This window comes from Salmonella sp. SSDFZ69 (assembly GCF_004010755.1).
Classification (GTDB): Bacteria; Pseudomonadota; Gammaproteobacteria; order Enterobacterales; family Enterobacteriaceae; genus Salmonella; species Salmonella enterica.
In genome coordinates this window covers 2,916,663-2,943,153 of record NZ_CP034831.1, presented here as the reverse complement: position 1 = coordinate 2,943,153, position 26,491 = coordinate 2,916,663, and the positions used below count along the sequence as shown (strand labels likewise).

The 26,491-nt window shown below is 53.1% G+C and carries 24 protein-coding genes; 10 read left to right on the top strand and 14 right to left on the bottom strand.

Annotated features, from left to right (window positions below):
• Positions 1-51 precede the first annotated feature (51 nt).
• From EOS98_RS14775 to EOS98_RS14755, 5 genes are all read left to right on the top strand, one after another.
• A complete protein-coding gene (locus EOS98_RS14775; protein ID WP_000505788.1) occupies positions 52-525 on the top strand; it encodes a YbjO family protein in 474 nt (157 codons plus the stop codon).
• 42 nt (positions 526-567) lie between these two features.
• Complete coding sequence (gene rlmC / locus EOS98_RS14770; protein WP_001149792.1) at positions 568-1,695, top strand: 23S rRNA (uracil(747)-C(5))-methyltransferase RlmC; 1,128 nt, start codon at positions 568-570, stop codon at positions 1,693-1,695.
• 294 nt (positions 1,696-1,989) lie between these two features.
• Positions 1,990-3,333 (top strand): PTS sugar transporter subunit IIC, encoded by a 1,344-nt coding sequence (locus EOS98_RS14765; RefSeq protein WP_000399323.1) that lies wholly within the window; start codon positions 1,990-1,992, stop codon positions 3,331-3,333.
• A 29-nt stretch (positions 3,334-3,362) separates the two neighbouring features.
• Positions 3,363-3,683 carry a PTS sugar transporter subunit IIB gene (locus EOS98_RS14760; protein ID WP_000655399.1) on the top strand — a complete coding sequence of 107 codons (321 nt, stop codon included), beginning with the start codon at positions 3,363-3,365 and terminating at the stop codon, positions 3,681-3,683.
• 9 nt (positions 3,684-3,692) lie between these two features.
• Positions 3,693-5,180 (top strand): sulfatase, encoded by a 1,488-nt coding sequence (locus EOS98_RS14755; RefSeq protein WP_023205695.1) that lies wholly within the window; start codon positions 3,693-3,695, stop codon positions 5,178-5,180.
• A gap of 218 nt (positions 5,181-5,398) precedes the next feature.
• On the opposite strand, the gene artJ is transcribed toward EOS98_RS14755, so the two are convergent.
• The 6 genes from artJ to EOS98_RS14725 all read right to left on the bottom strand — a co-directional run bounded on the left by artJ (position 5,399) and on the right by EOS98_RS14725 (position 9,979).
• Positions 5,399-6,130, bottom strand: a complete 732-nt coding sequence (gene artJ / locus EOS98_RS14750) for an arginine ABC transporter substrate-binding protein ArtJ (protein ID WP_000737538.1) — start codon at positions 6,128-6,130, stop codon at positions 5,399-5,401.
• Between the two features lie 236 nt (positions 6,131-6,366).
• Positions 6,367-7,035, bottom strand: coding sequence for an arginine ABC transporter permease ArtM (gene artM, locus EOS98_RS14745; protein WP_000895396.1), 669 nt, complete (start codon positions 7,033-7,035; stop codon positions 6,367-6,369).
• Complete coding sequence (gene artQ, locus EOS98_RS14740; protein ID WP_001001677.1) at positions 7,035-7,751, bottom strand: arginine ABC transporter permease ArtQ; 717 nt, start codon at positions 7,749-7,751, stop codon at positions 7,035-7,037. Before artQ ends, artM begins: the two co-directional genes overlap by 1 nt.
• A gap of 6 nt (positions 7,752-7,757) precedes the next feature.
• Entirely contained in the window at positions 7,758-8,489 is a 732-nt protein-coding gene (gene artI, locus EOS98_RS14735; RefSeq protein WP_000756586.1) for an arginine ABC transporter substrate-binding protein ArtI, read from the bottom strand.
• Positions 8,490-8,506: 17 nt separating this feature from the next.
• Positions 8,507-9,235, bottom strand: coding sequence for an arginine ABC transporter ATP-binding protein ArtP (artP, locus tag EOS98_RS14730; RefSeq protein ID WP_000027186.1), 729 nt, complete (start codon positions 9,233-9,235; stop codon positions 8,507-8,509).
• Between the two features lie 228 nt (positions 9,236-9,463).
• Positions 9,464-9,979 carry a lipoprotein gene (locus EOS98_RS14725; RefSeq protein ID WP_001270724.1) on the bottom strand — a complete coding sequence of 172 codons (516 nt, stop codon included), beginning with the start codon at positions 9,977-9,979 and terminating at the stop codon, positions 9,464-9,466.
• 127 nt (positions 9,980-10,106) lie between these two features.
• Between EOS98_RS14725 and EOS98_RS14720 the strand changes: the two genes are divergently transcribed.
• Together EOS98_RS14720 and EOS98_RS14715 are read left to right on the top strand one after the other, a co-directional pair.
• On the top strand, positions 10,107-10,430 hold the full coding sequence (locus EOS98_RS14720) for a heavy metal-binding domain-containing protein (RefSeq protein ID WP_001160725.1): 324 nt from the start codon (positions 10,107-10,109) through the stop codon (positions 10,428-10,430).
• The gene (locus tag EOS98_RS14715; protein WP_126524165.1) at positions 10,427-11,257 is read left to right on the top strand and encodes an N-acetylmuramoyl-L-alanine amidase; all 831 of its coding nucleotides are present in this window, start codon (positions 10,427-10,429) and stop codon (positions 11,255-11,257) included. Before EOS98_RS14720 ends, EOS98_RS14715 begins: the two co-directional genes overlap by 4 nt.
• Here EOS98_RS14715 and EOS98_RS14710 read toward each other — a convergent pair.
• From EOS98_RS14710 to EOS98_RS14680, 7 genes are all read right to left on the bottom strand, one after another.
• On the bottom strand, positions 11,254-12,267 hold the full coding sequence (locus EOS98_RS14710) for an NAD-dependent epimerase/dehydratase family protein (protein ID WP_000866904.1): 1,014 nt from the start codon (positions 12,265-12,267) through the stop codon (positions 11,254-11,256). The genes EOS98_RS14715 and EOS98_RS14710 overlap by 4 nt on opposite strands.
• A 95-nt stretch (positions 12,268-12,362) precedes the next feature.
• Positions 12,363-13,796 carry an SDR family oxidoreductase gene (locus tag EOS98_RS14705; RefSeq protein ID WP_000068995.1) on the bottom strand — a complete coding sequence of 478 codons (1,434 nt, stop codon included), beginning with the start codon at positions 13,794-13,796 and terminating at the stop codon, positions 12,363-12,365.
• 10 nt (positions 13,797-13,806) lie between these two features.
• Positions 13,807-14,808, bottom strand: coding sequence for a low-specificity L-threonine aldolase (gene ltaE / locus EOS98_RS14700; protein ID WP_000566346.1), 1,002 nt, complete (start codon positions 14,806-14,808; stop codon positions 13,807-13,809).
• A gap of 38 nt (positions 14,809-14,846) precedes the next feature.
• Complete coding sequence (poxB, locus tag EOS98_RS14695; RefSeq protein WP_127821179.1) at positions 14,847-16,565, bottom strand: ubiquinone-dependent pyruvate dehydrogenase; 1,719 nt, start codon at positions 16,563-16,565, stop codon at positions 14,847-14,849.
• Between the two features lie 157 nt (positions 16,566-16,722).
• Positions 16,723-17,691, bottom strand: coding sequence for an NADH oxidoreductase (gene hcr, locus EOS98_RS14690; RefSeq protein WP_000178698.1), 969 nt, complete (start codon positions 17,689-17,691; stop codon positions 16,723-16,725).
• Between the two features lie 11 nt (positions 17,692-17,702).
• Positions 17,703-19,355: a hydroxylamine reductase gene (hcp, locus tag EOS98_RS14685; protein ID WP_000458776.1), complete on the bottom strand. Its 1,653-nt coding sequence runs from the start codon at positions 19,353-19,355 to the stop codon at positions 17,703-17,705.
• Positions 19,356-19,498: 143 nt separating this feature from the next.
• Positions 19,499-20,398: a lysine exporter LysO family protein gene (locus EOS98_RS14680; RefSeq protein ID WP_000491118.1), complete on the bottom strand. Its 900-nt coding sequence runs from the start codon at positions 20,396-20,398 to the stop codon at positions 19,499-19,501.
• A gap of 200 nt (positions 20,399-20,598) precedes the next feature.
• Between EOS98_RS14680 and EOS98_RS14675 the strand changes: the two genes are divergently transcribed.
• Positions 20,599-22,257 carry an ATP-dependent endonuclease gene (locus tag EOS98_RS14675; protein WP_000599765.1) on the top strand — a complete coding sequence of 553 codons (1,659 nt, stop codon included), beginning with the start codon at positions 20,599-20,601 and terminating at the stop codon, positions 22,255-22,257.
• Here the strand turns inward: EOS98_RS14675 and EOS98_RS14670 are convergent.
• Positions 22,254-23,204, bottom strand: a complete 951-nt coding sequence (locus EOS98_RS14670; protein WP_001617140.1) for a VirK/YbjX family protein — start codon at positions 23,202-23,204, stop codon at positions 22,254-22,256. The genes EOS98_RS14675 and EOS98_RS14670 overlap by 4 nt on opposite strands.
• A gap of 145 nt (positions 23,205-23,349) precedes the next feature.
• Here EOS98_RS14670 and macA point away from each other — a divergent pair, with 145 nt between their 5' ends.
• Together macA and macB are read left to right on the top strand one after the other, a co-directional pair.
• Complete coding sequence (gene macA / locus EOS98_RS14665; RefSeq protein WP_001201754.1) at positions 23,350-24,468, top strand: macrolide transporter subunit MacA; 1,119 nt, start codon at positions 23,350-23,352, stop codon at positions 24,466-24,468.
• Positions 24,465-26,411: a macrolide ABC transporter ATP-binding protein/permease MacB gene (gene macB, locus EOS98_RS14660; RefSeq protein WP_000125894.1), complete on the top strand. Its 1,947-nt coding sequence runs from the start codon at positions 24,465-24,467 to the stop codon at positions 26,409-26,411. The genes macA and macB overlap by 4 nt, the downstream gene beginning before the upstream one ends.
• Positions 26,412-26,491: the final 80 nt, after the last annotated feature.

Genomic DNA, 26,491 nt, shown 5'->3' with positions numbered 1-26,491 from the left:
GGTAATGCGTTGCCGCGCGGGTCGCGGCATCATTTTCAGGGAAGACATTCATTGGGATTTATAAAGCAATCAACCTCATCACATGCCCGTTTAAATGTGCCTACGCTGGTGCAGGTTGCGGCTATGGCGATTATTTTGATTCGCGGTCTCGATGTGCTGATGATTATGAATACCCTCGGCATACGCGGGATGGGCGAGTTTATTCATCGCAGCGTGCAGACGTGGAGCTTAACCCTTGTCTTTCTGGCCAGCTTAGTGCTGGTCTTTGTTGAAATTTATTGTGCGTTTTCGCTGGTGAAAGGCCGTAGCTGGGCGCGCTGGGTGTACCTGGCGACACAAATTATTGTGAGCGGATATCTGTGGGCGGCGTCGTTAGGCTACGGGTATCCGGAGTTGTTTAGCATCGCGGGAGAATCGAAGCGTGATATCCTGCATTCCCTGGTCATGCAAAAACTCCCCGATCTTTTAATTCTGTTTCTGCTGTTTATTCCCGCTCCCAGCCGTCGGTTCTTCCGGCTGCAATAATGTGTATAATCGTCGCCCCGGATAATATGAAGGTTTTTTGGTATGCAGTGCGCACTCTATGACGCGGGTCGCTGCCGTTCCTGTCAATGGATTACGCAGTCGGTTAACGAACAACTTTCCGCAAAAACAGCCGATTTACATCGTTTGCTCGCCGGGCTGCCTGTTGAACAGTGGTGCGCGCCGACTGGCGGCCCGGAACAGCATTTCCGCAACAAAGCGAAAATGGTCGTGAGCGGTAGTGTAGAAAAACCGCTCTTCGGGATGCTGCATCGCGACGGTACGCCAGTCGATCTTTGCGGCTGCCCGCTGTATCCCGCCTCCTTTGCCCCCGTATTCAGCGCGCTAAAACCTTTTATTGCCCGTGCCGGACTCACGCCTTATAACGTGGCGCGAAAACGTGGCGAACTGAAATACCTGTTGCTGACGGAAAGTCAGTTCGATGGCGGCATGATGCTACGCTTCGTGTTGCGTTCAGAAACCAAACTTACGCAACTGCGCGCGGCGTTACCGTGGCTGCGTGCGCAACTGCCGCAGCTCAGAGTGATCACCGCAAATATTCAGCCGGTACATATGGCGATTATGGAAGGGGAGACGGAAATCTACCTGACGGATCAGCAGGCGCTGGCGGAACGTTTTAACGATGTGCCGCTGTGGATTCGTCCGCAAAGTTTCTTTCAGACCAACCCTACGGTCGCCAGCCGATTATATGCGACGGCGCGCGACTGGGTAGGGCAACTGCCGGTACGCCATATGTGGGATCTTTTTTGCGGAGTGGGCGGATTCGGCCTGCACTGCGCGACGCCGCAGATGCAATTAACCGGTATTGAGATCGCGCCGGAGGCGATTGCCTGCGCGAAGCAATCCGCTGCCGAGCTGGGATTGACCCGCCTTCATTTCCAGGCGTTGGATTCCACCCAATTCGCCACCGCCCAAGGTGAAACGCCCGACCTGGTGTTGGTGAATCCTCCCCGCCGCGGCATTGGCAAGCCGTTGTGCGATTACCTTGCACAAATGGCGCCGCGTTTTATTATTTATTCAAGCTGTAACGCGCAGACGATGGCGCAGGATATTCGTCATCTGCCGAACTACCGTATTCAACGTGTTCAGCTTTTCGATATGTTCCCGCATACCGCGCATTATGAAGTGTTAACACTGCTTTGCAGGCTGTAGCGCCAAAAGCCAGACATACAAAATATCTATATTAACTATCTAATTATCCATAAATAATAATAACCATGATCGATCGATAAAAAACTCCGATCGATCGTGGTTATATATTACCCTATTTTTGCAAATCAAATCACAAATAATCACTTTAAATCTTTTAATGACTAATTTTGATTATTACAGTGCGTGTAAGGCAAAATTAGACAAGGTGGTTTATCGGGTAACTTTCAATAGCATCAGCGAAGCAATACGTAACGTCAGTAAAGGGGTCAATCATGACAACGAATAGGCACGCTTATGGAGGGCGTTCAGACGATGTTTGCCAAATTTATAGATGTTATTCAAACGTTTTTAACTGAACCGGCAATATTAATTGGGATATTAGTCGGTGTTGGCTATGCGCTGGATAAAAAGACGCCTATAAAAATTATCACCGGTATGATCAGCGCGATGGTCGGTTTGATGATGGTGTTATTTGGCGGCTTTCAATTTTCAGCCACTTTTAAACCGGTTGCAGAGGCAGTCAGCAAAGCTTATGGCGTGCATGGATACTTAATGGATTCATACGCCATGAAAGCCGCGACGCAAATAGCGCTGGGCGATAATTTCGGCTATGTAGGATACGTTTTTGTACTGGCGTTTTTTACTAACCTGTTATTAGTTTTATTTGGCCGTTATACCGGCGCAAAAGGTATATTTCTTACCGGTAATACCGGGGTCTCTCATTCACAGGCGGTACTGTGGTTAATCGTCTTCTGGCTGGGGTTCGGTTGGGTACAATCCATTGTGATTGCCGGGGTATTGACCGGGGTCTTTTGGGCGTTTTCAACTACGCTTATTGTTAAACCCATTGCCAAAGTGACCAATAACGCCGGTTTTACCATTGCGCATAACCAGATGCTGGGACTGTGGTTTTTCTCGAAATTCGCGCATAAATTCGGCGATCCGGAAAAGCATGACGCCGAAAACCTGAAACTTCCCGGTTGGTTAGCCATTTTTAACCACAACGTGACGGCAATCGCCATTGTGATGACGCTCTTCGTTGGCGGTTTTCTATTGGCGACAGGGATCGATAACGTACAGTTAATGGCGAAAGGCAAACCCTGGTATATCTATATCATCAATCTGGGCCTGCAATTCTCTATGTATATGGTCATCTTGCTGCAGGGCGTGCGGATGATGGTAGGCGAAATTAACGGTTCGTTTAAAGGATGGCAGGATCGCTTTATTCCTAACGCTATACCGGCTGTGGATGTTGCTGCTTTATTACCTTTTTCGCCGAACGCGGCTACGCTGGGATTCGTCTTTTGTACCTTCGGCACGATTTTTTCCATGGGCATTCTGCTGCTCATCCATAGCCCTATTATGGTATTGCCTGGTTTTGTTCCGCTCTTCTTTTCCGGCGGTCCCATCGGCGTATTAGCCAACCGAATGGGGGGATATCGTTCCGTTATTATTTGTACTTTCCTGTTAGGGATTATTCAGACTTTCGGTACGGTATGGGCCATTCCTTTAACCGGGCTGGCAAAAGAAGGTGTTGGCTGGACGGGAATATTTGACTGGGCGACTCTGTGGCCTGCAATTTGTGAATTACTGAAATTTATTGCTTCAACGTTCCATCTTGGTCCTTATTCCATTTAATTGATTCGGTTTATATAAAGGATTTTATTATGAAAGATTCTGTAAATATTTTATTCGTATGCGGTTATGGCGTAGGCAGTAGCGTAATGTTACAGACTGTTGTTAAAAAAGCGTTAGCAAAATATGACTTCTCTTTTGATATGGAGCATACGGCCGCGGGAGAGGTCGGTGGATTTACCGACTGGGCAGATATTTATGCGATTTCGAAAAAATTGCTTGATGTTGTTAGCCTCGATCCTAAACACGGACAATATCTCATTCCCATTGAAAATATCATGGATGGCGAATCAATAGGCAAACAGATTTACGATGTGGTAGAGAAAAATTTTCCGCACCTGCTCAACAAATGAGGGTGAGTCATGAAAGCGATTATTCTGCTGTTTGACAGTCTGAATAAAAACTATTTGCCGCCCTATGGTGATTTGCTAACGAAAGCGCCTAACTTTCAACGCCTGGCGGCACATGCCGCCACCTTTGACAATAGTTATGTCGGCAGTATGCCCTGTATGCCAGCCCGTCGGGAACTGCACACCGGGCGCTATAACTTTCTGCATCGTGAGTGGGGGCCGCTGGAACCCTTTGATGATTCCATGCCGGAATTATTGAAAAAAGCGGGGATCTACACCCATCTTATCAGCGATCATCTGCATTACTGGGAAGACGGCGGCGGTAACTACCATAACCGCTATAGCTCCTGGGACGTAGTACGCGGTCAGGAGGGCGATCACTGGAAGGCGAGCGTTGGCGAGCCGCCCATTCCGGAAGTACTGCGCGTTCCACAAAAACAAACCGGAGGCGGCGTTTCCGGGCTATGGCGTCATGACTGGGCGAACCGCGAATACATCCAGCAGGAAGCCGATTTTCCCCAGACGAAAGTTTTTGACGCAGGGTGCGATTTTATCCATAAAAATCATGCCGAAGATAACTGGTTATTGCAGGTTGAGACGTTTGATCCGCATGAGCCGTTTTATACCACCGAGGAATATTTATCGCTCTATGACGATGAGTGGCAAGGCCCGCATTATGACTGGCCGCGCGGCAAAGTCAGTGAAAGTGAGGAGGCGATAGCGCATATTCGCTGTCGTTATCGGGCCCTGGTTTCCATGTGCGACCGCAATCTGGGACGTATCCTTGATCTGATGGATGAACACGATCTCTGGCGCGATACGATGCTGATTGTCGGTACCGATCACGGCTTCTTGCTGGGGGAGCACGGTTGGTGGGCTAAAAATCAAATGCCCTATTATAACGAGGTGGCGAATAACCCGCTGTTTATCTGGGACCCACGCAGCGCGGTAAGCGGAGCGCGACGGCAGTCGCTGGTGCAGATGATTGACTGGGCGCCAACGCTACTGGATTATTTTCAGCAACCTATTCCCGCAGATATGCAGGGCCAACCGCTGGCGAAAGTCATTGCCAGTGATGAACCCGTCAGGGAAGGCGCGCTGTTTGGCGTGTTTAGCGGACATGTTAATGTTACCGACGGACGCTATGTTTATATGCGGGCCGCGCAGCCGGGGCGTGAGCATGACATTGCGAACTACACGTTAATGCCGATCAAGATGAATGCGCGTTATGATGTGGATGAACTGGGAAAATTATCTCTGGCACCTCCGTTTAACTTTACTAAAGGGCTTCAGGTATTACGTATTCCGGCCAGGGAAAAATATAAAGGTGTGAATAGCTTTGGTCATCTCTTGTTTGATCTCAGAGACGATCCGCAGCAGCAACATCCTATTCATGATGAGGCCATCGAAGCAAGGATGATCAACTTACTTATCCGTTTGATGAAAGAAAATGATGCTCCGGCGGAGCAGTATCGCCGTCTGGGTCTGGATGTTATCTAAAAACGTAACAATGTTGTAAGCCGGGTACGCGTTAGCGTCACCCGGCAAGTATTAGTCCGAATCGCCTGTTGATGCAGGCCTTTGAGACTGATGACAAACTGTAGAATGCTCAATGGCGCTGCGCTTATCAGGCCAGGATAGTTTCCGATAGCGGCCCGTGGGCTGAATAAGGTATTTATACTGCCATTTCGCAACACGGTGGGCTAATCACATACGTTTTACTGCGGGAACCACTGATCGCTGATTTTCTGATAAGTGCCGTCCGCTTTAATGGCGGCCAGCGCATTATTCAGTTTTTCCAGCAACGCCTTATTGTCCGGGCGCACCGCGATGCCAAGTCCGGTACCGAAGTATTGCGGATCGGTCACTTTCTCTGTTGCCGGACCCAGTTGCGGATTCGTTTTCAGCCACTCATTGACCACTGCGGTATCGCCAAAGACACCGTCAATACGGCCATTTTTCAGGTCGATAATCGCATTCTGGTAGCTGTCGTAGGCCACGGTTTTGACCTCCGGATGTTTATCCTGGAGATATTTTTGATGCGTGGTGCCATTTTCCATACCGATACGCTTACCTTTTAGATCGGTAAAGGTTTTATAGGTGTCTTTTTTGGCAATCACCAGCGCGGAGTTCGCATAATAGGGATTGCTAAAGGCGACCTGCTTACTGCGCTCCGGGGTAATGTCCATTCCGGAAATGACGGCATCATATTTTCTGAATTTCAGCGCCGGGATAAGACTATCGAAAGCATGATTGGTAAAAGTACATTCTGCCTGCATTTGCTTGCATAATGCGGTTGCCAGATCGATATCGAAGCCCACAATTTTATTACTCGCATCCAGGGATTCAAACGGGGGATAGGTGGCGGAAACCCCGAAATTGATTTTTTCAGCGGCGATGCTGCCAGTGGCGAAAGAGGCGAGTAATGCAGCCAGAACTAACTTTTTCATGATGTCACTCCCGTAATCTTATGATTATGCGCCGTGTCTGCGGCATAGATTTACAATGCCATCAATTGAATTTGTATGCAATAAAAATGAGTAAATATTTTAAAATGGATAAAAAAAGACGGACAAGTTAACCACTTGTCCGTCGGGTTTATTCAATATTATGCATCGTAGGCTTGATAAGAGCAGCGCCATCTGACCATTGTCGAACGGCGGCGAGAATGCCTTATCCTGCCTGGTTAATTGCGCCGCTCAAACGCCAGGGCTTTACGCTCAATCAAACGCATCATCAGCGTCAATAGACCGTTGACGACCAGGTAAATTACGCCTGCCGCGCCAAATACCACCACATCGTAGGTACGACCATAGAGCAACTGACTGTACCCCATGACCTCCATCAAGGTGATGGTATAGGCCAGCGAGGTACTTTTGAAGACCAGTACCACCTCATTAGAATAGGAGGAGAGGGCGCGTTTAAACGCATAGGGCAACAAAATCGCCAGCGTATCTTTCTTACTCATCCCCAGCGCGCCGCAGGACTGCCACTGACCTTCCGGAATCGCGCGAATCGCGCCATAAAATAGCTGCGTCGTGTAAGCGGCGCTGTTTAGCGACAACGCGATCAGTGCGCACAGCCACGGTTCAGACAGTAGATGCCAGAGTAGCGGATACTCTTGCAGTGTCGGGAATTGACCGGGTCCGTAGTAGATCAGGAAAATTTGCACCAACAACGGCGTACCGGTAAACAACGTGATATAGCCGCGCACCAGCCACACCACGAACGGCGTTTTTAGCGTCAGGATGATGGTAAAAACTAACGCCAGCACCAAAGCGACGGCAATAGAAGCCACGGTCAGCGTCAGGCTGGTGTGTAGCCCTTTTAGCAGTTCAGGTAAGTACTCAAGCATTAGTCCGGCCTCCGCTCAAAACGTGTTGCGCGCAGGTCTATGCGTTTGAGAATGTACTGACTGATCAGCGTAATGACCAGGTAAATAGCCGCCGCAATAATGTACCAGTTAAACGGTTCCTGGGTGCGTGTGGCAATACTTTTGGTCTGCAACATTAGATCGTTAACGCTGATAAGGCTGACCAGAGCCGTATCTTTTAGCAACACCAGCCACTGATTACCCAGTCCTGGCAGGGCGTGACGCCACATCTGCGGCATCACCAGACGGAAAAAAATCGCCGTCTTTGATAATCCCAGTGCCTGACCCGACTCCCACTGACCAGACGGAACGGCTTTCAGCGCGCCGCGTAGCGTCTGCGACGCATAGGCCGCATACAGCAGGGACAACGCAATCACGCCGCACAGGAACGGACTGACGTCAAAGTTCTCAATCTCCATTTGCACCGGGATCTGTGTAAAGCCGAGATGGAGGGTAAACCCGTCAGACAGCGTAAGCAGGAGTTGCGAGGAGCCGAAATAGATAAACAGCACCACCAGAATTTCCGGCAGGCCGCGCAAAATAGTGACCAGCGCGGAGCCTATCCAGGCAATCGGGCGCCATTTTACGGACTCCCAGACGGCAAAGAACATGGCTAACGCGAGGCCAATGATCAGCGCGCAGACGGCAAGGCCGACGGTCATCCCGGCGGCGCTTGCTAAAGGAAAAAATTCGTTCATCAAAGATTACTTCTGGAACCATTTGTTATAGATGGTCTCGTAAGTCCCATCTTTCTTCACTTTTTCCAGCGCAGTATTGAATTTCTGCTGCAGCTCGGTGTTGCCCTGACGTACCGCGATACCCAGACCGGTGCCGAAATAATCTTTATCGGTGACTTTATCGCCGACCGGCGCCAGCTTAGGATTGGCTTTCAGCCATTCGGTCACGACCGCCGTGTCGCCGAAAACAGCGTCGATACGGCCATTTTGTAGATCCAGCTTCGCGTTCTGATAGCTGTCATACGGTACGGTGGTGATTTCCGGATGCTTATCCATGATGAATTTCTGGTGCGTCGTACCGTTCTGTACGCCGACTTTCTTGCCTTTCAGTTGATCGACGCTGGTGTATTTGCCCTGCTGACCCACGAACAGCGCGGAGTTGTCGTAATATGGCGTGGTAAACAGCACCTGCTTTTCACGTTCCGGCGTGATATCCATTCCCGCCATTACAGCGTCGAAACGGCGGAATTTCAGGCTGGGGATCAGGCTGTCGAACGCCTGATTGGTAAAGGTACAGGAGGCGTCGATCTCTTTACATAGCGCGTTGGCCAGGTCGACGTCAAAGCCGACAATCTTGTTATTAGCATCCATCGATTCGAACGGCGGATAGGACGCTTCGGTCGCAAAACGAATGGTCTGGGCTGCTGTAGCGGAAAGGCTAAAGCCTGCAATTAGCGCGGCAATCAGAACTTTTTTCATTGTCATTGTCCCGAATCTTAGTGAGAGAGATAGTTTTTGAACGCTTCGGTCTGAGGGTGGGCAAAGCAACCCGCATCACCGTGCTCGACGATGTGACCATTTTCCATATAAATCACACGACTGGCGGTCTTACGCGCCACTTCGACTTCATGCGTAACGATCACCTGAGTAATGTTCGTTTCCGCCAGCTCATGAATAATGCTGACGATTTGAGCGGTAATTTCCGGGTCCAGCGCGGCGGTCGGTTCATCAAACAGCAGCACCTGCGGCTCCATCATCAGCGCGCGGGCAATCGCGACGCGCTGCTGCTGACCGCCGGAAAGGTGCAACGGATAACGATCGCTATATGGCTTCAGACGTAAACGCTCCAGCAGCTTTTCTGCGCGCGCCAGCGCCTGATCTTTTGTCAGACCCAGTACGCGGCAGGGCGCTTCAATCAGATTCTGCACAACGGTGAGATGCGGCCAAAGATTATATTGCTGAAAGACCATTCCGACATTTTGACGTAGCTCACGAATCGCCTTATCGGACGGCGTTTTCGTAAAGTCAAAATGGTTCCCGGCGATAGTCAGAGTGCCGGAGCGCGGCATCTCAAGCAGATTGAGTACACGCAGCAGCGAACTTTTACCCGCCCCGCTTGGGCCAAGCAACACCAGCGTTTCGCCTTCGGGGCAATCCAGCGTGATATCGAACAGCGCCTGATGCGCGCCGTAAAAGCAATTAATGCCGTTTAATTGAATACTCATTGACACTCGTATACAGGCAGTCTGATAGCTATTGAAGCCGCAGATAGTACCTTTCGCAGAATAGTTATGCAATATTTATGCGTTAAAAGTTAAATATATCCCACATTCTTCCCTAAACATAGCACAAAATAGCAGGAGGAATAGTAGGTAAGAAGAATTGTCGGCATCCCGGGCAGAATGCCAGACAATTTACGGGGTTATGAGTGCAAAAGCGGGGAATACTGTCTGTTAACGGTTTTCTATCGACTGGCGCAGCGTACCGGCAGGGGCATGGACATCTCCGCCCAGATAGCGAACGTCGTCAATCACCCAGCATGAGCCTTCGTGAATCATAAGCACTTCATCCTGCCAGCTTTGATCGCCCTGTTTTAACGCTACCCGCAGAGGAATGTTGCGCGCATCTCGGTTCGGGATGGTTGATGCGCTGGCGACGTTGGCGCTATCCGGCAGCGTAGCGCGGCTGGAGAACAGATCGCCGCTCATCAACTGGCGGTGCTCCGTATCGCGGCTGGCGTCGGTCAGCAATTTCGCCAGGTTATCACTCAAGTAGGGGCGAAGCGCGGCGATATCATTGCTGTGGTGTTGAATACGGTAGTCGTAAAATTGTTGAGCCACGCTGTCCGGGCCGCCTTCCACACACGCGCCGATACGCGGGCCATTATCTTTGTAGGCGGGAGTGACGGTCGTACAGGCGCTAAGCAGAAGCGCGCACGGGATGAGCAAAGAGAGTTTAGAATAGCGCATGATGATTTCCTTATAGGCGATCGAGCAAAAACCGATCTACGATAATCAATTATATCCTTTCAATGATAGCGTATCAGCTTGATAATGCGTTTGAGATCGTGTCCTTAGCTAACCCGGGAGATTCACTATGCAGTTTTCAACAACCCCAACGCTGGAAGGACAAAGCATCGTGGAGTATTGCGGTGTGGTAACGGGCGAAGCCATTTTAGGCGCCAATATTTTCCGCGATTTTTTCGCCGGCATTCGGGATATCGTCGGCGGACGTTCCGGCGCGTATGAGAAAGAGCTGCGTAAAGCGCGTGAAATCGCTTTTCAGGAACTTGGCGAGCAGGCTAAAGCGTTGGGCGCCGATGCGGTGGTAGGCATCGATATTGATTACGAAACTGTCGGCAAGGATGGCAGTATGCTGATGGTCAGCGTCAGCGGAACGGCGGTGAAAACGCGCCGATGAGAGCGCTACTGTGGCTGGTGGGTCTCGCGTTGCTGTTAACAGGCTGCGCGAGCGAAAAAGGAATTATCGACAAAGTGGGATATCAGCTTGATACCCGACATCGGGCGCAGGCGGCCTATCCGCGCATTAAAGTCCTGGTGATTCACTATACGGCGGAAAACTTTGACGTTTCGCTGGCGACGTTAACGGGCCGCAACGTCAGTTCGCATTACCTGATTCCCGCAACCCCGCCATTATATGGCGGTAAACCGCGCATCTGGCAACTGGTGCCGGAACAGGATCAGGCCTGGCATGCGGGCGTCAGTTTCTGGCGAGGCGCCACGCGTCTCAATGATACGTCTATTGGCATTGAGCTGGAAAATCGCGGCTGGCAAATGTCCGGCGGGGTGAAATCTTTCGCGCCGTTTGAATCCGCGCAAATTCAGGCATTGATTCCGTTAGCGAAGGATATTATCGCGCGCTATAACATCAAACCGCAGAATGTGGTGGCCCATGCGGATATCGCGCCGCAGCGTAAAGACGATCCCGGCCCGCGCTTCCCGTGGCGCGAGCTGGCGGCGCAGGGGATTGGCGCCTGGCCTGACGCCCAGCGTGTGGCGTTTTATCTGGCTGGACGCACGCCGTATACGCCAGTCGATACCGCAACGGTGCTTGCGTTACTCTCGCGCTATGGCTATGAAGTCAAAGCCGATATGACGGCACGCGAGCAGCAGCGGGTGATTATGGCGTTCCAGATGCACTTCCGTCCGGCGCAATGGAACGGTATCGCAGATGCCGAAACGCAGGCGATTGCCGAAGCATTACTGGAGAAGTACGGCCAGGATTAACGCGGTAAATTTCCGTGATCGCGCAGCCAGGCGGCGGTGCGCTCAATGCCTTCGTCCAGCGTGACGATGGGCTGGTAGCCCAACTCGTCCTGCGCGCGAGTTGTATCGAGCGTAAAATCAAAATTCAGTTTTGACACGCCGTAATGCGTTAGCGGGGGCTCTTTGGCGGATTTTTTGCCGAAGCGCTCCATACTGCGGGCGATCATATCCAGCATCGGGTAAGGCACAGAGCGAATGCGGCAGTCGATAGTCAGTTCATCAATTAACTTTTGTACGATGCTGCGTAAGGTGCGGTTTTCGCCGTTAGTGATGTTATAAGCGCGGCCAGAAGGCAGATGATCGCAGCCCGGCTGGCTGGCCAGCCACATGGCGTGGATCGCATTTTCATAGTAGGTCATATCGACCAGCGCGCTGCCCCCGTGCGGTAATAAGACGCTACCGTAATGGTGCATCATATGCGCCAGACGTGGGATAAATACTTTATCGTGCGGGCCAAACAGGCTTTGCGGACGCAACACCGTAAAACGTGTTTGCGGATTGGCCTGCGCCAGCAGATTAATCACCTCTTCACCGGCGGCTTTACTGCGGGCGAACTCATTGGCAAACCGATGCGGACGGAAATCCTCCTTGATATCACGGTGATGGTGGTAATCAAAATAGAGTGAGGGAGAGGAGATATGAATAAAATTGCGCACGCCCCAGGCGACCGCCCATTCTCCCAGACGGCGGGTGGCGCGAACATTCGCCAGATCGAAAGCTTGTTGGGTTCCCCAGGGCGAGGTAAAGCTGGAGCAGTGCCACAACGTGTCGATCCCGGCGAGCATCACTTTAGCCTGCGAGGAGACCAGTTCGGTTAAATCCGCATGGACGAATTCCGCGCCCATTTTTTCAAGCAGCTTGCCCATCGCTTCATTGCGACCCGTCGCTCTGACGCTGATGCCTTTATTGCGTAAAAATTCAACCGCGTTTCGACCTAAGCCGCTGGTGGCGCCGGTAACCAGTACCTTCATATCAATCCACTGTGTTTAATAAACCGTCGTGCGCATTCTTCCGTGAATTACGTCGGTATGCAATGGGAAACACGAAAGAATACAGCAACTTTTTCTCATTTTTCTGTGATTTGTTCTGCAAGTCGGGCAATACGCCTTGCCATTCCCCGGAAAATAAACAGGTGCGCCGGGATCATCAGTAGCCAGTAAATCAGGCCCGGCATTCCGTGTGGATGCCACCAGGCGCGCACGTCAATTTCGCGGTAGCGGCCTTTATCGTGCAGCGTGAAGCTAAGCCGCCCCAGGCCCGGAGCTTTCATGCCAAACAAGAGCGTGAGCTGTTTTTCTGGTTCGACAATGATCACTTTCCAGCTATCTACCGTATCGCCAGGCTTGAGCAAAGTATGCGACGGGCGGCCTTTCGCCAGTTTATGCCCCACCAGACGGTCCATCGCGGCGCGCGTCTGCCACAAAATATTGCCGAAAAAATAGCCCTCTTTGCCACCCAGCCGATTTACGACCTGCCATAGCGCCGATAGGCTGGCCGGGGTCTGCGCGGTAAAGCCCGCCTGCTTTGGAAAATAGCCGTATTCGGGACGCCAGCGGGCGAAGGCCAGCGCGTCGTAGCCCCAGTCGCTGGAGTTCACCAGTTTTTCTTCTTCTTTCAGCGTGCGGCGAACGGCGTCGTCAAAGGTGATAAGCGTTTGGGGGATCAACTTTTTTAACGCGGCGTCATCGGCCAGCAAATCGTGCCTTAACCCCTGGATTAAGGCTTTTGCGGTAGTCGGCGGCACGGAGGTAATGACGTTTAAAAACCAGACCGAAATCCAGCGGGTCGGAAAAGGTACCGGGATCAGCGGACGCCGTTTACCGCTGACGGCCATAAAACGTTCAAACTGCTGCTGATAGCTTAATACCTGCGGCCCGGCGGCTTCCAGAATACGATGCTCGTGCGCAGGGTGGTCCAGCAAGCCGACCAGGTAGTAGAGTAAATTTTCCAGAGCGATGGGCGTAGTGCGCGAACGCACCCAGCGCGGCGGCGTGAGTATTGGCAGGTTGTAAACCATGTCACGCATGACTTCGAAGGCGGCGGAGCCTGCGCCGACGATGATCCCGGCGCGTAATTCTGTCACCGGCACGCCTGCGTCGCGCAGCGTGTCAGCCGTAAGCTGGCGGGCGCGCAGGTGATCGGATTGCTCATGCGTCGGCGCCTGCAATGAACTGAGGAAAATAAGTTGTTTAACCGGCGTCTGGCGCAGCGCGTCGCGCACGTTGAGCGCCGCCTGACGCTCATGGGCGATAAAATCGCCGCCTTCGCCCATGCCGTGTACCAGATAGTAAACGGTATCAACGTCGCGAAGCAGCGCAGGTAAATTTTCCGGCCAGTGCAGATCGACCTTATGACAACTGACGTTGGCGAGGCGCTGTTTTTCCAGACGTTCCACGCGCCGCGCCGCCGCCCGCACCTGATGCCCTTGCTGACTTAGCGCACAGACCAGGTGCTGGCCGATATAGCCGCTGGCGCCGAGAACCAGAATGCGTTGCGCCACGTTGCTCTCCTTAGCGGGCTAAAAAGGCGCGCCAGTGGGCGACGACGTCGGCAAGCTGTTCGCGAGAGACATCCAGATGCGTCACCAGACGCACAATCGGCGCGGCGTTAATCAGGATATTCCGTTCCCGCAAATAGTCGCCAAGCGCGGCGGCCTGTGCTTCGCCAACGCGAACAAACAGCATATTCGTTTCGTGGCGCATGACCTCCGCGCCCGCTTCGCGAAGCTGCTGCGCCAGCCAGGCGGCGTTGTCATGATCCTCTTGCAGACGCGCCACGTTATGCTTCAGCGCATACAGTCCGGCCGCTGCCAGAATCCCGGCCTGACGCATTCCGCCGCCGACCATTTTACGCCAGCGCGTCGCGCGTTTAATGTAGTCGCGGTTACCGACCAGCAGCGAACCGACCGGAGTTCCGAGACCTTTTGACAGGCAGATGGTAAAAGAGTCGCAATACTGCGTAATTTCTTTTAACTCACAGCCGTAGGCAACCACCGCGTTAAAAATTCGGGCGCCGTCAACGTGCAGCGCCAGCCCACGTTCGCGGGTAAACGTCCAGGCGTCTTTCAGATATGCGCGCGGTAGCACTTTCCCGTTATGCGTATTTTCCAGACTGAGCAAGCGCGTGCGTGCGAAGTGGATGTCATCCGCTTTAATCTTCGCCGCCACGTTCTCCAGCGGCAGCGTACCGTCCGCGGCGGCGTCGATGGGCTGCGGCTGAATGCTGCCGAGCACCGCCGCGCCGCCAGCTTCATAGAGATAATTATGCGCGCCCTGACCGACGATATACTCTTCGCCGCGTTCACAATGGCTAAGCAGCGCGACCAGATTGGCCTGGGTGCCGGTGGGTAAAAAAAGCGCCGCTTCTTTACCGGAAAGGTCGGCGGCGTAGCGCTGAAGGGCGTTAACGGTAGGGTCATCGCCGTATACGTCGTCCCCGACCGGGGCGGTCATCATCGCCTCGAGCATGGCGCGGCCCGGTCGGGTAACGGTATCACTGCGTAAATCAATCATGGCACATCCCTGGATTTTAAAAGGTGATGTGCACTGTTTTACCTTAGCCAGTTCGTTTTCGCCAGTTCGATCACTTCATCGCCGCGGCCGCTAATAATGGCGCGCAGCATGTACAGGCTAAAGCCTTTCGCTTGTTCCAGTTTGATCTGCGGCGGGATCGCCAGCTCTTCTTTTGCCACGACCACGTCAACCAGTACCGGGCCGTCAATGGAAAACGCGCGCTGTAGCGCTCCGTCCACGTCTGCGGCTTTTTCCACGCGAATACCGGTAATGCCGCAGGCTTCGGCGATACGCGCGAAATTGGTGTCGTGCAGTTCGGTACCGTCGGTAAGGTAGCCGCCGGCTTTCATTTCCATCGCCACAAAGCCCAGCACGCTGTTATTAAAGACGACGATTTTTATCGGCAGCTTCATCTGTACCACCGAGAGAAAATCGCCCATCAGCATACTGAAGCCGCCATCACCGCACATCGCGATAACCTGACGACCCGGCGCGGTGGCCTGAGCGCCGAGCGCCTGCGGCATGGCGTTGGCCATTGACCCGTGGTTAAACGAGCCCAGCAGGCGGCGCTTGCCGTTCATTTTTAGATAGCGGGCCGCCCAGACGGTCGGCGTGCCGACATCGCAGGTAAAAATAGCGTCGTCAGCGGCGAAATGGCTAATTTGTTGCGCCAGATATTGTGGATGGATGGCTTTATCGCTGAGTTTGGCTAAGTCATCAAGTCCCTTACGGGCGTCCCGATAGTGCTCCAGAGCTTTATCGAGGAATTCACGATTGCTTTTTTCTTCCACCAGCGGCAGCAGGGCGCGAAGCGTGGCTTTAATATCGCCCACCAGCGCCATGTCGACTTTGCTGTGCGCGCCAATACTGCCCGGGTTGATGTCAATCTGAATGATTTTGGCATCGCTCGGATAAAAGGCGCGGTAGGGGAACTGGGTGCCGAGCAGGATCAGCGTATCGGCGTTCATCATGGTGTGGAAGCCAGAAGAGAAGCCAATCAGGCCGGTCATTCCCACATCATAAGGGTTATCGTACTCAACGTGCTCTTTGCCGCGCAGGGCATGAACGATTGGCGCTTTTAGTTTTGCCGCCAACGCGACCAACTCCTCATGCGCGCCCGCGCAGCCGCTACCGCACATCAATGCGATATTGCTGGAGTAGCGCAGCAGTTGCGCCAGTTTTTTCAGCTCTTCCTCCGCCGGCGTGACGACGGGGAGCGGGGCATGGTACCAATGGGTGACGGCGTTTTCAGGCGCGGGTTTCAGCGCCACGTCACCCGGCAGTACGACCACGGAGACGCCGCGGTTTAGCACCGCTTTGCGCATGGCGATGGCGAGTACCTGCGGGATCTGCTCCGGGCTGGAAACCAACTCGCAATAGTGGCTGCATTCACGGAACAACTCCTGCGGGTGGGTCTCCTGGAAATAACCGCTACCGATTTCACTGGACGGAATATGGGCGGCGATCGCCAGAACAGGGACGTGGTTACGGTGGCAATCAAACAGGCCATTGATCAGGTGCAGGTTGCCCGGTCCGCATGAACCGGCGCACACTGCCAGCTCGCCGGTAAGCTGCGCTTGTGCGCCGGCGGCGAAAGCGGCGACCTCTTCGTGGCGGGTTGGCATCCATTCAATGGTTCCCATACGATTAAGACTATCGCTCAGGCCGTTCAGGGAATCGCCAGTGACGCCCCAGATTCGTTTTACGCCAGCCTGTTCCAGCGTTTTGGCGATGAAAGCAGCAACGGTTTGTTTCATGGTTCTCCATCTCCTTAAATGTGATAACGGTTACAAGTTTAGTTGAAGATGACGATGACGTTTTTCTTTGGCGGAGAGAGGGGCGAAAGGATGAAGCGAGTGGTAAATCGCCCGGTGGCGCTAACGCTTACCGGGCCTACGATGGAACGTTTACCGATTATGCGAGAACAAGATCGCCCTGCGGATGGCAGGAGCAGGCCAGTACGTAACCTTCGGCAATCTCCGCCTCGCTCAGCGTCATGGTGCTGCTCACCGTATAGTCGCCGGAAACGACTTTGGTTTTACAGCAGCCGCAAACACCTGCCCGACAGGCAGCGGCAACCGGTACTTTATTACTCTCCAGCGCCTCCAGCAGCGTTGTACCGATCGGGGCATAAAATTCCTGCGCTGGCTGTAGCTTGGTGAATTTCAGGCCGCTGGTTGCCGTTTCCGCCACCGGCGTGAAGAACTTCTCTTTAAAGAAGCGCGTTACGCCAAGCGCTTTCACTCCCTGTTCGACGAAATCCATATAGGGCGCCGGGCCGCAGGTCATGATGGTGCGCGATGCCAAATCCGGTACGCGCTGTAACAATTCCGTGGTCAGACGGCCCGCGACAAAACCTTCCGTGGCATGATTTTCCGCCACTAGCGTGACCGGATACTGTCGCCACTCGTCGGCAAAAATCACATCATCCGGCGAACGGACGTTAAAGATGACCTGCACATCGGCCTGCGGGCGGTATTTCGCCAGCCAGCGACGCATCGACATGATTGGCGTTACGCCACAACCGGCGGCGAGCAGCAGAAACTTATCTTCTGTTTTATCGTCACAGGTAAAATCGCCCATTGCATCAGACAGCCAGATGTAATCGCCGCGCTTGATGTCATGGGTCAACCACTGTGAACCCGTGCCATCTTCAATCCGACGAACGGTCAGCGTGATATATTCACTGACGCCCGGCGTAGACGAAAGGGTGTAGGCGCGCAGCGTTTCCGCTGAATTACGCACGCTCACCAGCGCATACTGCCCGGCGCGGTAAGGGTAGTAATCATGGCATAATAGCGCAATTGTCCATACATCCGGCGTCTCCTGACGGATGTGATGCACCTGCATTCGCCAGGGACATTGTGAGGTTGGCATCGTCATCATTGACCTCCTTACGCGCTCAGCAATTGCTTCATGTCTTCTTCAACGGTGGTCACGGAACGCAGACCGAACTTCTCGTTGAGGATAGCCAGCAGATCCGGCGTGAAGAAGCCCGGCGCGGTCGGCCCGGTGACAATATTTTTCACGCCTAATGACAGCAGCGTCAGCAGAATCACGATCGCTTTCTGCTCAAACCAGGAGAGCACCAGCGATAGCGGCAGATCGTTGACGCCGCAGCCCAGTTTTTCCGCCAGCGTCACCGCCAGGATAATTGCGGAGTAAGCATCGTTACACTGACCGGCATCGACCAGACGCGGCAGCCCTTCGATGTCGCCGAACTCCAGTTTGTTGAAACGGTATTTACCGCACGCCAGGGTCAGGATCAGGCAGTCATCCGGTACGCTGGTGGCGAAATCGGTAAAGTAGTTACGCTCGCCGCGCGCGCCGTCACAGCCGCCGACCAGGAAGATGTGGCGCAGTTTTTCACGGCTGACCAGATCGATGAGCGTATCGGCAGCGCCGAGCAGGGTCTGACGGCCAAAACCGACGGTGATGAGATGCGGAATTTCGCTATACGGGAAGCCCGCCATTTGCTGCGCCTGGGCAATGACCGGCCCGAAGTCATCGCCTTCAAGATGGCTAACGCCCGGCCAGCCGACGATGCTACGGGTCCAGATACGGTCGTCATAGCTGCCTACGGTCGGGTCGATAATGCAGTTAGAGGTCATCACGATTGGGCCAGGGAAGCGGGCGAATTCGACCTGCTGATTCTGCCAGCCGCTGCCGTAGTTACCGACCAGATGCTTGAATTTACGCAGTTCCGGATAGCCATGTGCGGGCAGCATTTCACCGTGAGTGTAGACGTTAACGCCGGTGCCTTCGGTCTGCTCCAGCAGGTTGTAGAGATCTTTCAGATCGTGACCGGAGATCAGAATGCACTTGCCTTCAGTCGCTTTGACGTTGACCTGAGTCGGCGTTGGGTGACCGTATTTGGTGGTTTCACCGGCATCCAGAATGCTCATCACTTTGAAGTTCATCTGGCCGATTTCCATTGCGCACTCCAGCAGCGCGTTCATGTCAGCAGGCCAGGTGCCCAGCCAGGCCATGATTTTGTGGTACTGCGCGTAAATGTCGTTGTCGTATTGACCGAGAACGTGCGCGTGCTCCATATACGCCGCCGCGCCTTTCAGACCGTACAGGCACAGCAGACGCAGGCCGAGGATGTTCTCGCCAATGGCGGCTTTGTCTTTATTCGGGGTAAATTCCGCCGCCTGACGTTGCAGGTCGCCCAGATCGTCGCTGACCAGTTGCAGATCGGCCATCGGATTGTCGCAATGCGCATTAGCATCTACGCTCAGGCACTGCGCTTTCAACGCTTCACGCAGGGCAATCGCTTCACGGGCGTAGCCGACGATACGCGGAGAGTCGAAGTTAACGTTGGTCAGCGTGGAGAAAAACGCGCGCGGCGCAAAGTTATCAACGTCGTGATTAATGATGCCATATTCACGGGCCTTCACCGCCCAGGCAGACAAACCTTGCAAAGCCGCAATCAGCAGATCCTGCAGATCGGACGTTTCAGCTGTTTTACCGCACATTCCCTGCGCGTAGGAGCAGCCGTTTCCGGCTGGTGTACGGATGGTTTGTTCACATTGCACACAAAACATGGTCACACCTTTTAAAGTTATATTTAATATACATGTTTAAGATTATGCCTGTGAACAAAGGGATAAAAGGGATTTCTGCCATAATGTGCAAGGAGATTGATTTAGCGCAATTTTGGCGGCAGATGCCTACCGCCAAAGAGGTATCAGGCCGAGAAGAACGCCATTAAGAGGGGGACCAGCAGGCTGAGGATAAAGCCATGTACGATAGCCGCCGGAACAATCTCTACGCCGCCGGAGCGCTGTAATACCGGCAACGTAAAGTCCATTGAGGTCGCTCCGCACAGGCCCAACGCCGTTGAACGGCTGCGGCGAACCAGACCGGGAATAAGCATAATGGCTAAGAGCTCGCGGGCCAGATCGTTAAAAAATGCCGCGCTGCCGATAACCGGTCCAAACGACTCCGTCAGCAAAATACCGGAAAGAGAGTACCAGCCGAAACCTGACGCCATCGCCAGGGCGGTTTTTAGCGGTAAGTCCAGGATAAACGCATTAATCACGCCGCCCAGTAATGAGCTTGCCACGACAACGACCGCGACCATCATTCCCCGACGGTTAAGCACAATTTGCTTTAAGGTCATGCCGCTATTTCGTAGCTGAATCCCCACCAGGAACAATAAAAAGATCAGCGTATATTCACTGGCTTCGGTGGCGTGCTGTAAAACAGAGAGTCCGCTCAGGCCGATGACAAACCCCAATACCACTACGCCGCACAGTTGCAGCGACTCCAGCGCCATGGCAATACGTGAAGGCAGTTTTTCCTGCTGATGATGGTGACGCCACGGGAGGATACGTTCCAGCCACAATAAGGCGGCGATATTACACAATAAAATAATCGTAATACTGACGGCGGAATAATGAAAAATCGCCACCAGATTACTGGCGAGGTTATCCAAAAACGCCAGGCTTATTCCCATAAAAAAGAGAATAAGGTACACGATCCAGCTCAGTAGCCGGTTAATAAGTTGTAATGCGGCTTTATGTCGCAGTGGAATGAGATAGCCCACAATCAGTGGAACCAGAATGATTAAAAGTCCTGAAAACATGAACAGCCGGGCCCTTTTTTATTGTTTGAATAGCGTACATGACACTACCGAATTCCAGACTATCAGTAAAGCGACACCGTCAGCCGTACATTTATCAGACAGTTGCCCCAGGCAAAGGGGGGAATATCACGCCAGGCGGACGCATTTGCCGTTATACTGCGGTGAGTTTAATGGAGTGGTGACGTTTTTCTGGAGGAAGCATGATTCTCGAACGCGTTGAAATAGTAGGATTTCGCGGTATCAACCGACTATCGTTGATGCTGGAGCAAAACAACGTGCTGATTGGGGAAAACGCCTGGGGCAAATCCAGCCTGCTGGATGCGCTGACTCTGTTATTGTCGCCGGAACTCGATCTCTACCATTTTGTCCGTGAGGATTTCTGGTTTCCGCCTGGCGACATAAAAGGACGCGAGCATCACCTGCATATTATTCTGACTTTTCGCGAAACGCAGCCAGGGCGGCATCGGGTACGTCGTTATCGAGCGCTGGAAGCATGCTGGTCGCCTTGCGAGGATGATTTTCACCGTATTTTTTATCGGCTAGAGGGCGAATGCGGCGCCGATGGCAGCGTGATGACGCTGCGCAGTTTTCTCAATAGCGATGGGCAGCCATTACTGGTGGAAAATATTAACGATCAGGTGCGCCACCTGGTTCGTCTGATGCCAGTGCTACGTTTGCGCGATGCGCGCTTTATGCGACGTATTCGCAACGGTACGGTGCCCAATGTGCCGGATGTTGAAGTCACGGCCCGACAGCTGGATTTTCTGGCGCGTGAGCTGGCGACCCGGCCGCAAAATTTAACCGACGGGCAGATTCGCCAGGGACTGTCCGCGATGGTGCAACTGCTTGAACACTATTTCTCAGAGCAGGGCGCAGGACAGGCTCGTCACCGACTCATGCGCCGACGTTCGCAAAATGAGCAGCGTAGCTGGCGCTATCTGGATATTATTAATCGGATGATCGACAAACCGGGCAGCCGGTCGCATCGGGTGATCCTGCTGGGGCTTTTCTCCACGCTGTTACAGGCGAAAGGGACGCTGCGGTTACATAAAGACGCGCGACCATTACTGCTGGTGGAAGATCCGGAAACCCGTTTGCATCCCATTATGCTTTCAGTCGCCTGGCAATTGCTCAATCTGTTACCGCTACAGCGGATAGCGACAACCAACTCAGGCGAATTGCTCTCGCTAACGCCGGTGGAGCATGTCGTACGGCTGGTGCGCGAATCTTCCCGCGTCGCCGCCTGGCGTCTGGGCCCGGGCGGGTTAAGCGCGGAAGATGGACGGCGCATCGCCTTTCATATCCGCTTTAATCGCGCGTCGTCGCTGTTTGCGCGTTGCTGGCTACTGGTGGAAGGCGAGACGGAAACCTGGGTTATTAATGAGCTGGCGCGTCAGTGTGGTCATCATTTTGATGCGGAGGGCATTAAAGTCATTGAGTTTGCTCAGTCTGGCCTGAAACCGCTGGTGAAGTTCGCCCGCCGTATGGGAATCGAGTGGCATGTCCTGGTGGATGGCGACGAAGCGGGGAAAAAATATGCCGCGACGGTCCGCAGTCTGCTTAATAACGATCGGGAAGAAGAACGCGAACATCTCACGGCGCTGCCTGCGCTGGATATGGAACATTTTATGTATCGTCAGGGCTTTGCCGATGTTTTTCACCGGGTTGCGCAGCTTCCGCCTAATGTGCCGATGAATACCCGGAAAATTATCACTAAAGCTATCCACCGCTCGTCAAAGCCGGATTTGGCGATTGAAGTCGCGATGGAAGCCGGGCGGCGGGGAATTGACGCCGTGCCGCCGCTGTTCAGAAAGATGTTCTCGCGCGTGGTTTGGCTGGCGCGGGGCCGGGCGGATTAACGTTTGAATGTGGCCGGAACCTGTTCGACGACGCTATCGAGTAACGCATAGCGGCGGCGATACTCGGCCCGTTTCTTACTGGCGATCTCCGATTCGCTTTTTCGGGCGATCGCCAGCGGTAGCGCATAGTAATTTCCTTTAATTCTTTCACCGCCTAACGATTCCCAAAACGCGTCATAGTCGGCATGCATTTGCGTCTTTTTATCCATGTATCGCCAGCTACGGTAAACGTGCGCATCGTTACTCACAGCTATAATCTTTTCTGCCTGAAAGACTTGCGCAAACTGACAGAGAGCCTCCATCACGATGCGTTTGGGAAAAAGACCATGGCAGGCTTTGGTCGCCTGCTGGATAATTTCGTGAGGGACGTCGTTTGCCGCGCCCTGTAATCCGCCGATAAATAGTGTGCGTTGTTGGTTAAAGCGACACAGAGTAAATGTGATCTCTGCCAGAATACGTAACTGTGCGTCGCGAACAACAATAGTGCTTTCACCTTCTTTATCCAGTGAGACCAGACTGACTAAATCAAGTTGAAACAACTCGCCGGTTTTAGTTTCAAATTTAGCAAGATTCAGGCCATACTGACTTAAATAGCTAACTTGTTGTTCCCGCGATAAAAGTTGGCGCATCTGTTGATAATGAAAACACAGAGCGTCTAAGGCGAAATCGCGTTTAATATTTACAGCCATATAAGGACGATGTAGCCGAATAGGCAAACGCGGCTGACGAGCAAGTAACGTATTTAACTCCGGCCATTGGGTGAGATTAGTCAGTAATTGGCTGGTCGCACGCGGCATGACTAATGAGCGGATTAAAAACTTGCGACGAAAGCTGGCTTTACGCCAGAATTTTCCTGGCTGTAATTGCCCGCGTGTCAGACGAATAAATAATTGTAAAGGAGAGATGTAATCTGAAGTGTACCAGGTATTATCTGTAAGCTGTGTCATGATCGTAATCCGCGACATAAGATTGTCGAGATTGAACCACAGGAAACATTAACCAATCGTCAATACAGCCGACGCTATCTTTATTGTGTCAGGTTTGTTTAGATACGGTTTACTTTCTGGTTGAAATTTTGCCGTCAGGGTTTCTATGCGTGCTAAGGGAAAGAAATTTAAAAAGCGTTATCTGGTCATTATTTTAATTCTTTTAGTGGGGGGGATGGCTGGCTGGCGAATGCTAAATGCGCCGCTGCCAACTTATCAGACATTAATCGTGCGGCCAGGCGATCTTGAACAGAGTGTACTGGCGACTGGAAAACTGGACGCGTTGCGTAAAGTGGATGTCGGCGCGCAGGTGAGCGGCCAGTTGAAAACGCTGCTGGTCTCCATTGGCGATAACGTTAAAAAAGATCAGCTACTCGGCGTGATTGATCCGGATCAGGCGGAGAACCAGATAAAAGAGGTCGAGGCCACCCTGATGGAGCTGAACGCAGAGCGTCAGCAGGCAGCCGCTGAGTTAAAGCTGGCGCGGGTTACGCTGGCGCGCCAGCAGCAGTTAGCTAAGACTCAGGCGGTATCGCAACAGGATCTGGATACCGCGGCGACGGAGATGGCGGTTAAACAGGCGCGTATTGGCACCATAGATGCCCAGATCAAACGTAATCGGGCCTCGTTGGACACCGCGAAAACCAACCTGGAATATACCCGTATTGTTGCTCCCATGGCGGGGGAAGTGACGCAAATCACTACCCTGCAAGGACAAACGGTGATTGCAGCTCAGCAGGCGCCCAATATTCTGACGCTGGCGGATATGAGCACTATGCTGGTAAAAGCGCAGGTCTCGGAAGCGGACGTGATCCATCTTCGGGCGGGGCAGAAAGCATGGTTCACCATTGCAGGCGATCCGCAAACGCGCTATGAAGGCGTTTTAAAAGATATTCTGCCGACGCCGGAAAAGATCAACGATGCTATTTTTTATTACGCCCGGTTTGAAGTGCCGAATCCCAAAAGAATCTTGCGTCTTGATATGACCGCACAGGTTTATATTCAACTCATGGATGTCAAAAATGTGTTGATTATTCCTCTCGCCGCGCTTGGCGAACCGGTGGGCGGCAATCGTTATAAAGTGGCGCTGTTGCGTAACGGCGAAAAACGTGAGCGCGAAGTGATCATTGGCGAGCGTAACGATACAGACGTGGAAGTGGTTAAAGGTCTGGAAGCGGGCGATGAGGTGATCATCGGTGAGAGCAGGCCAGGAGCGACGCCATGACGGCATTGCTTGAACTGCGCAATGTGAGTCGCAGCTACCCCTCCGGAGAAGAGCAGGTGGCGGTGTTGAAAGATATCTCCCTGCAAATCCACGCCGGGGAGATGGTGGCGATCGTCGGCGTTTCCGGTTCTGGAAAATCAACGCTGATGAATATCCTCGGGTGCCTGGATAAACCGACCAGCGGCACTTATCGGGTGGCGGGGCGGGACGTCTCGACGCTGGACCCGGACGCGCTGGCGCAGCTGCGGCGTGAGCATTTTGGCTTTATCTTTCAGCGCTACCATCTGTTGTCGCATTTAACGGCAGCGCAAAATGTTGAAATCCCCGCCGTCTACGCCGGCATTGAACGCAAAAAACGCCAGGCGCGCGCCAGAGAGTTGCTTTTGCGGCTGGGATTAAGCGATCGCGTCGATTACCCACCTTCACAGCTTTCTGGCGGACAGCAGCAGCGTGTCAGTATTGCCCGCGCTCTGATGAACGGCGGACAGGTGATTCTGGCAGATGAGCCGACCGGCGCGCTGGATAGCCATTCCGGCGAAGAGGTGATGGCGATTTTGCGCCAACTGCGCGATCGCGGACATACGGTGATCATTGTGACGCACGATCCGCTGATTGCCGCCCAGGCGGAGCGGATTATTGAAATTCACGATGGCAAGATTGTCCATAATCCGCCCGCGCAGGAAAAGAAACGCGAACAGGGCGTTGACGCTGCCGTAGTTAATACGGCTCCCGGCTGGCGGCAATTTGCCAGCAGCTTTCGCGAAGCGCTGTCGATGGCGTGGTTAGCGATGGCCGCTAACAAAATGCGTACTTTACTGACCATGCTGGGAATTATTATCGGTATTGCGTCAGTGGTGTCGATTGTGGTGGTCGGCGACGCCGCAAAACAGATGGTACTGGCGGATATCCGCGCTATGGGCACTAACACGATTGATATTCATCCAGGCAAAGATTTTGGCGACGACAACCCGCAGTATCGACAGGCGCTGAAATATGACGATCTGGTCGCTATTCAGAAACAGCCGTGGGTTAACTCTGCGACGCCCAGCGTTTCAAAGAGCTTACGTCTTCGCTATGGCAATATTGATATTGCCGTAAATGCTAATGGCGTCAGTGGCGATTATTTTAACGTTTACGGCATGTCCTTTAGGGAGGGGAACACCTTCAATGCTGTACAGCAACAGGATCGCGCGCAGGTGGTGGTGCTGGATGCCAACACGCGACGCCAGCTATTTCCAAATAAAGCGAATGTCGTAGGGGAAGTGGTGCTGGTGGGTAATATGCCGGTTATTGTTATTGGCGTGGCGGAAGAGAAACCGTCCATGTACGGCAATAGCAATCTGTTGCAAGTTTGGTTGCCCTATAGCACGATGTCAGATCGCATAATGGGACAGTCATGGCTTAACTCGATCACCGTTCGTGTGAAAGATGGCGTTGATAGCGATCAGGCTGAACAGCAGCTTACCCGCCTGCTCACCTTACGCCACGGTAAAAAAGACTTCTTCACCTGGAATATGGACAGCGTCCTGAAAACAGCTGAAAAAACCACCTATACTCTTCAGTTATTTCTGACGCTGGTGGCCGTCATTTCGCTGGTTGTCGGCGGCATCGGCGTCATGAATATTATGCTGGTTTCCGTCACCGAGCGAACGCGTGAAATCGGCATCCGTATGGCGGTAGGCGCGCGCGCCAGCGATGTGCTACAGCAGTTTCTTATTGAAGCGGTGCTGGTTTGCCTGGTTGGTGGAGCGCTGGGGATTAGCTTGTCGATGTTCATCGCATTTATGCTACAGCTTTTCCTGCCCGGCTGGGAGATCGGTTTTTCACTGACTGCGCTGGCGAGCGCGTTTTTATGTTCGACATTTACCGGGATACTGTTTGGCTGGCTACCGGCGAGAAACGCGGCGCGACTGGACCCGGTGGATGCGCTGGCAAGGGAGTAATCTTGCTGACGTCATTTGTCGGCCTGATAAGATGCAACAGTGTCGCCACCAGGCACTGGCGTTAAATAAAAATGCCAGCC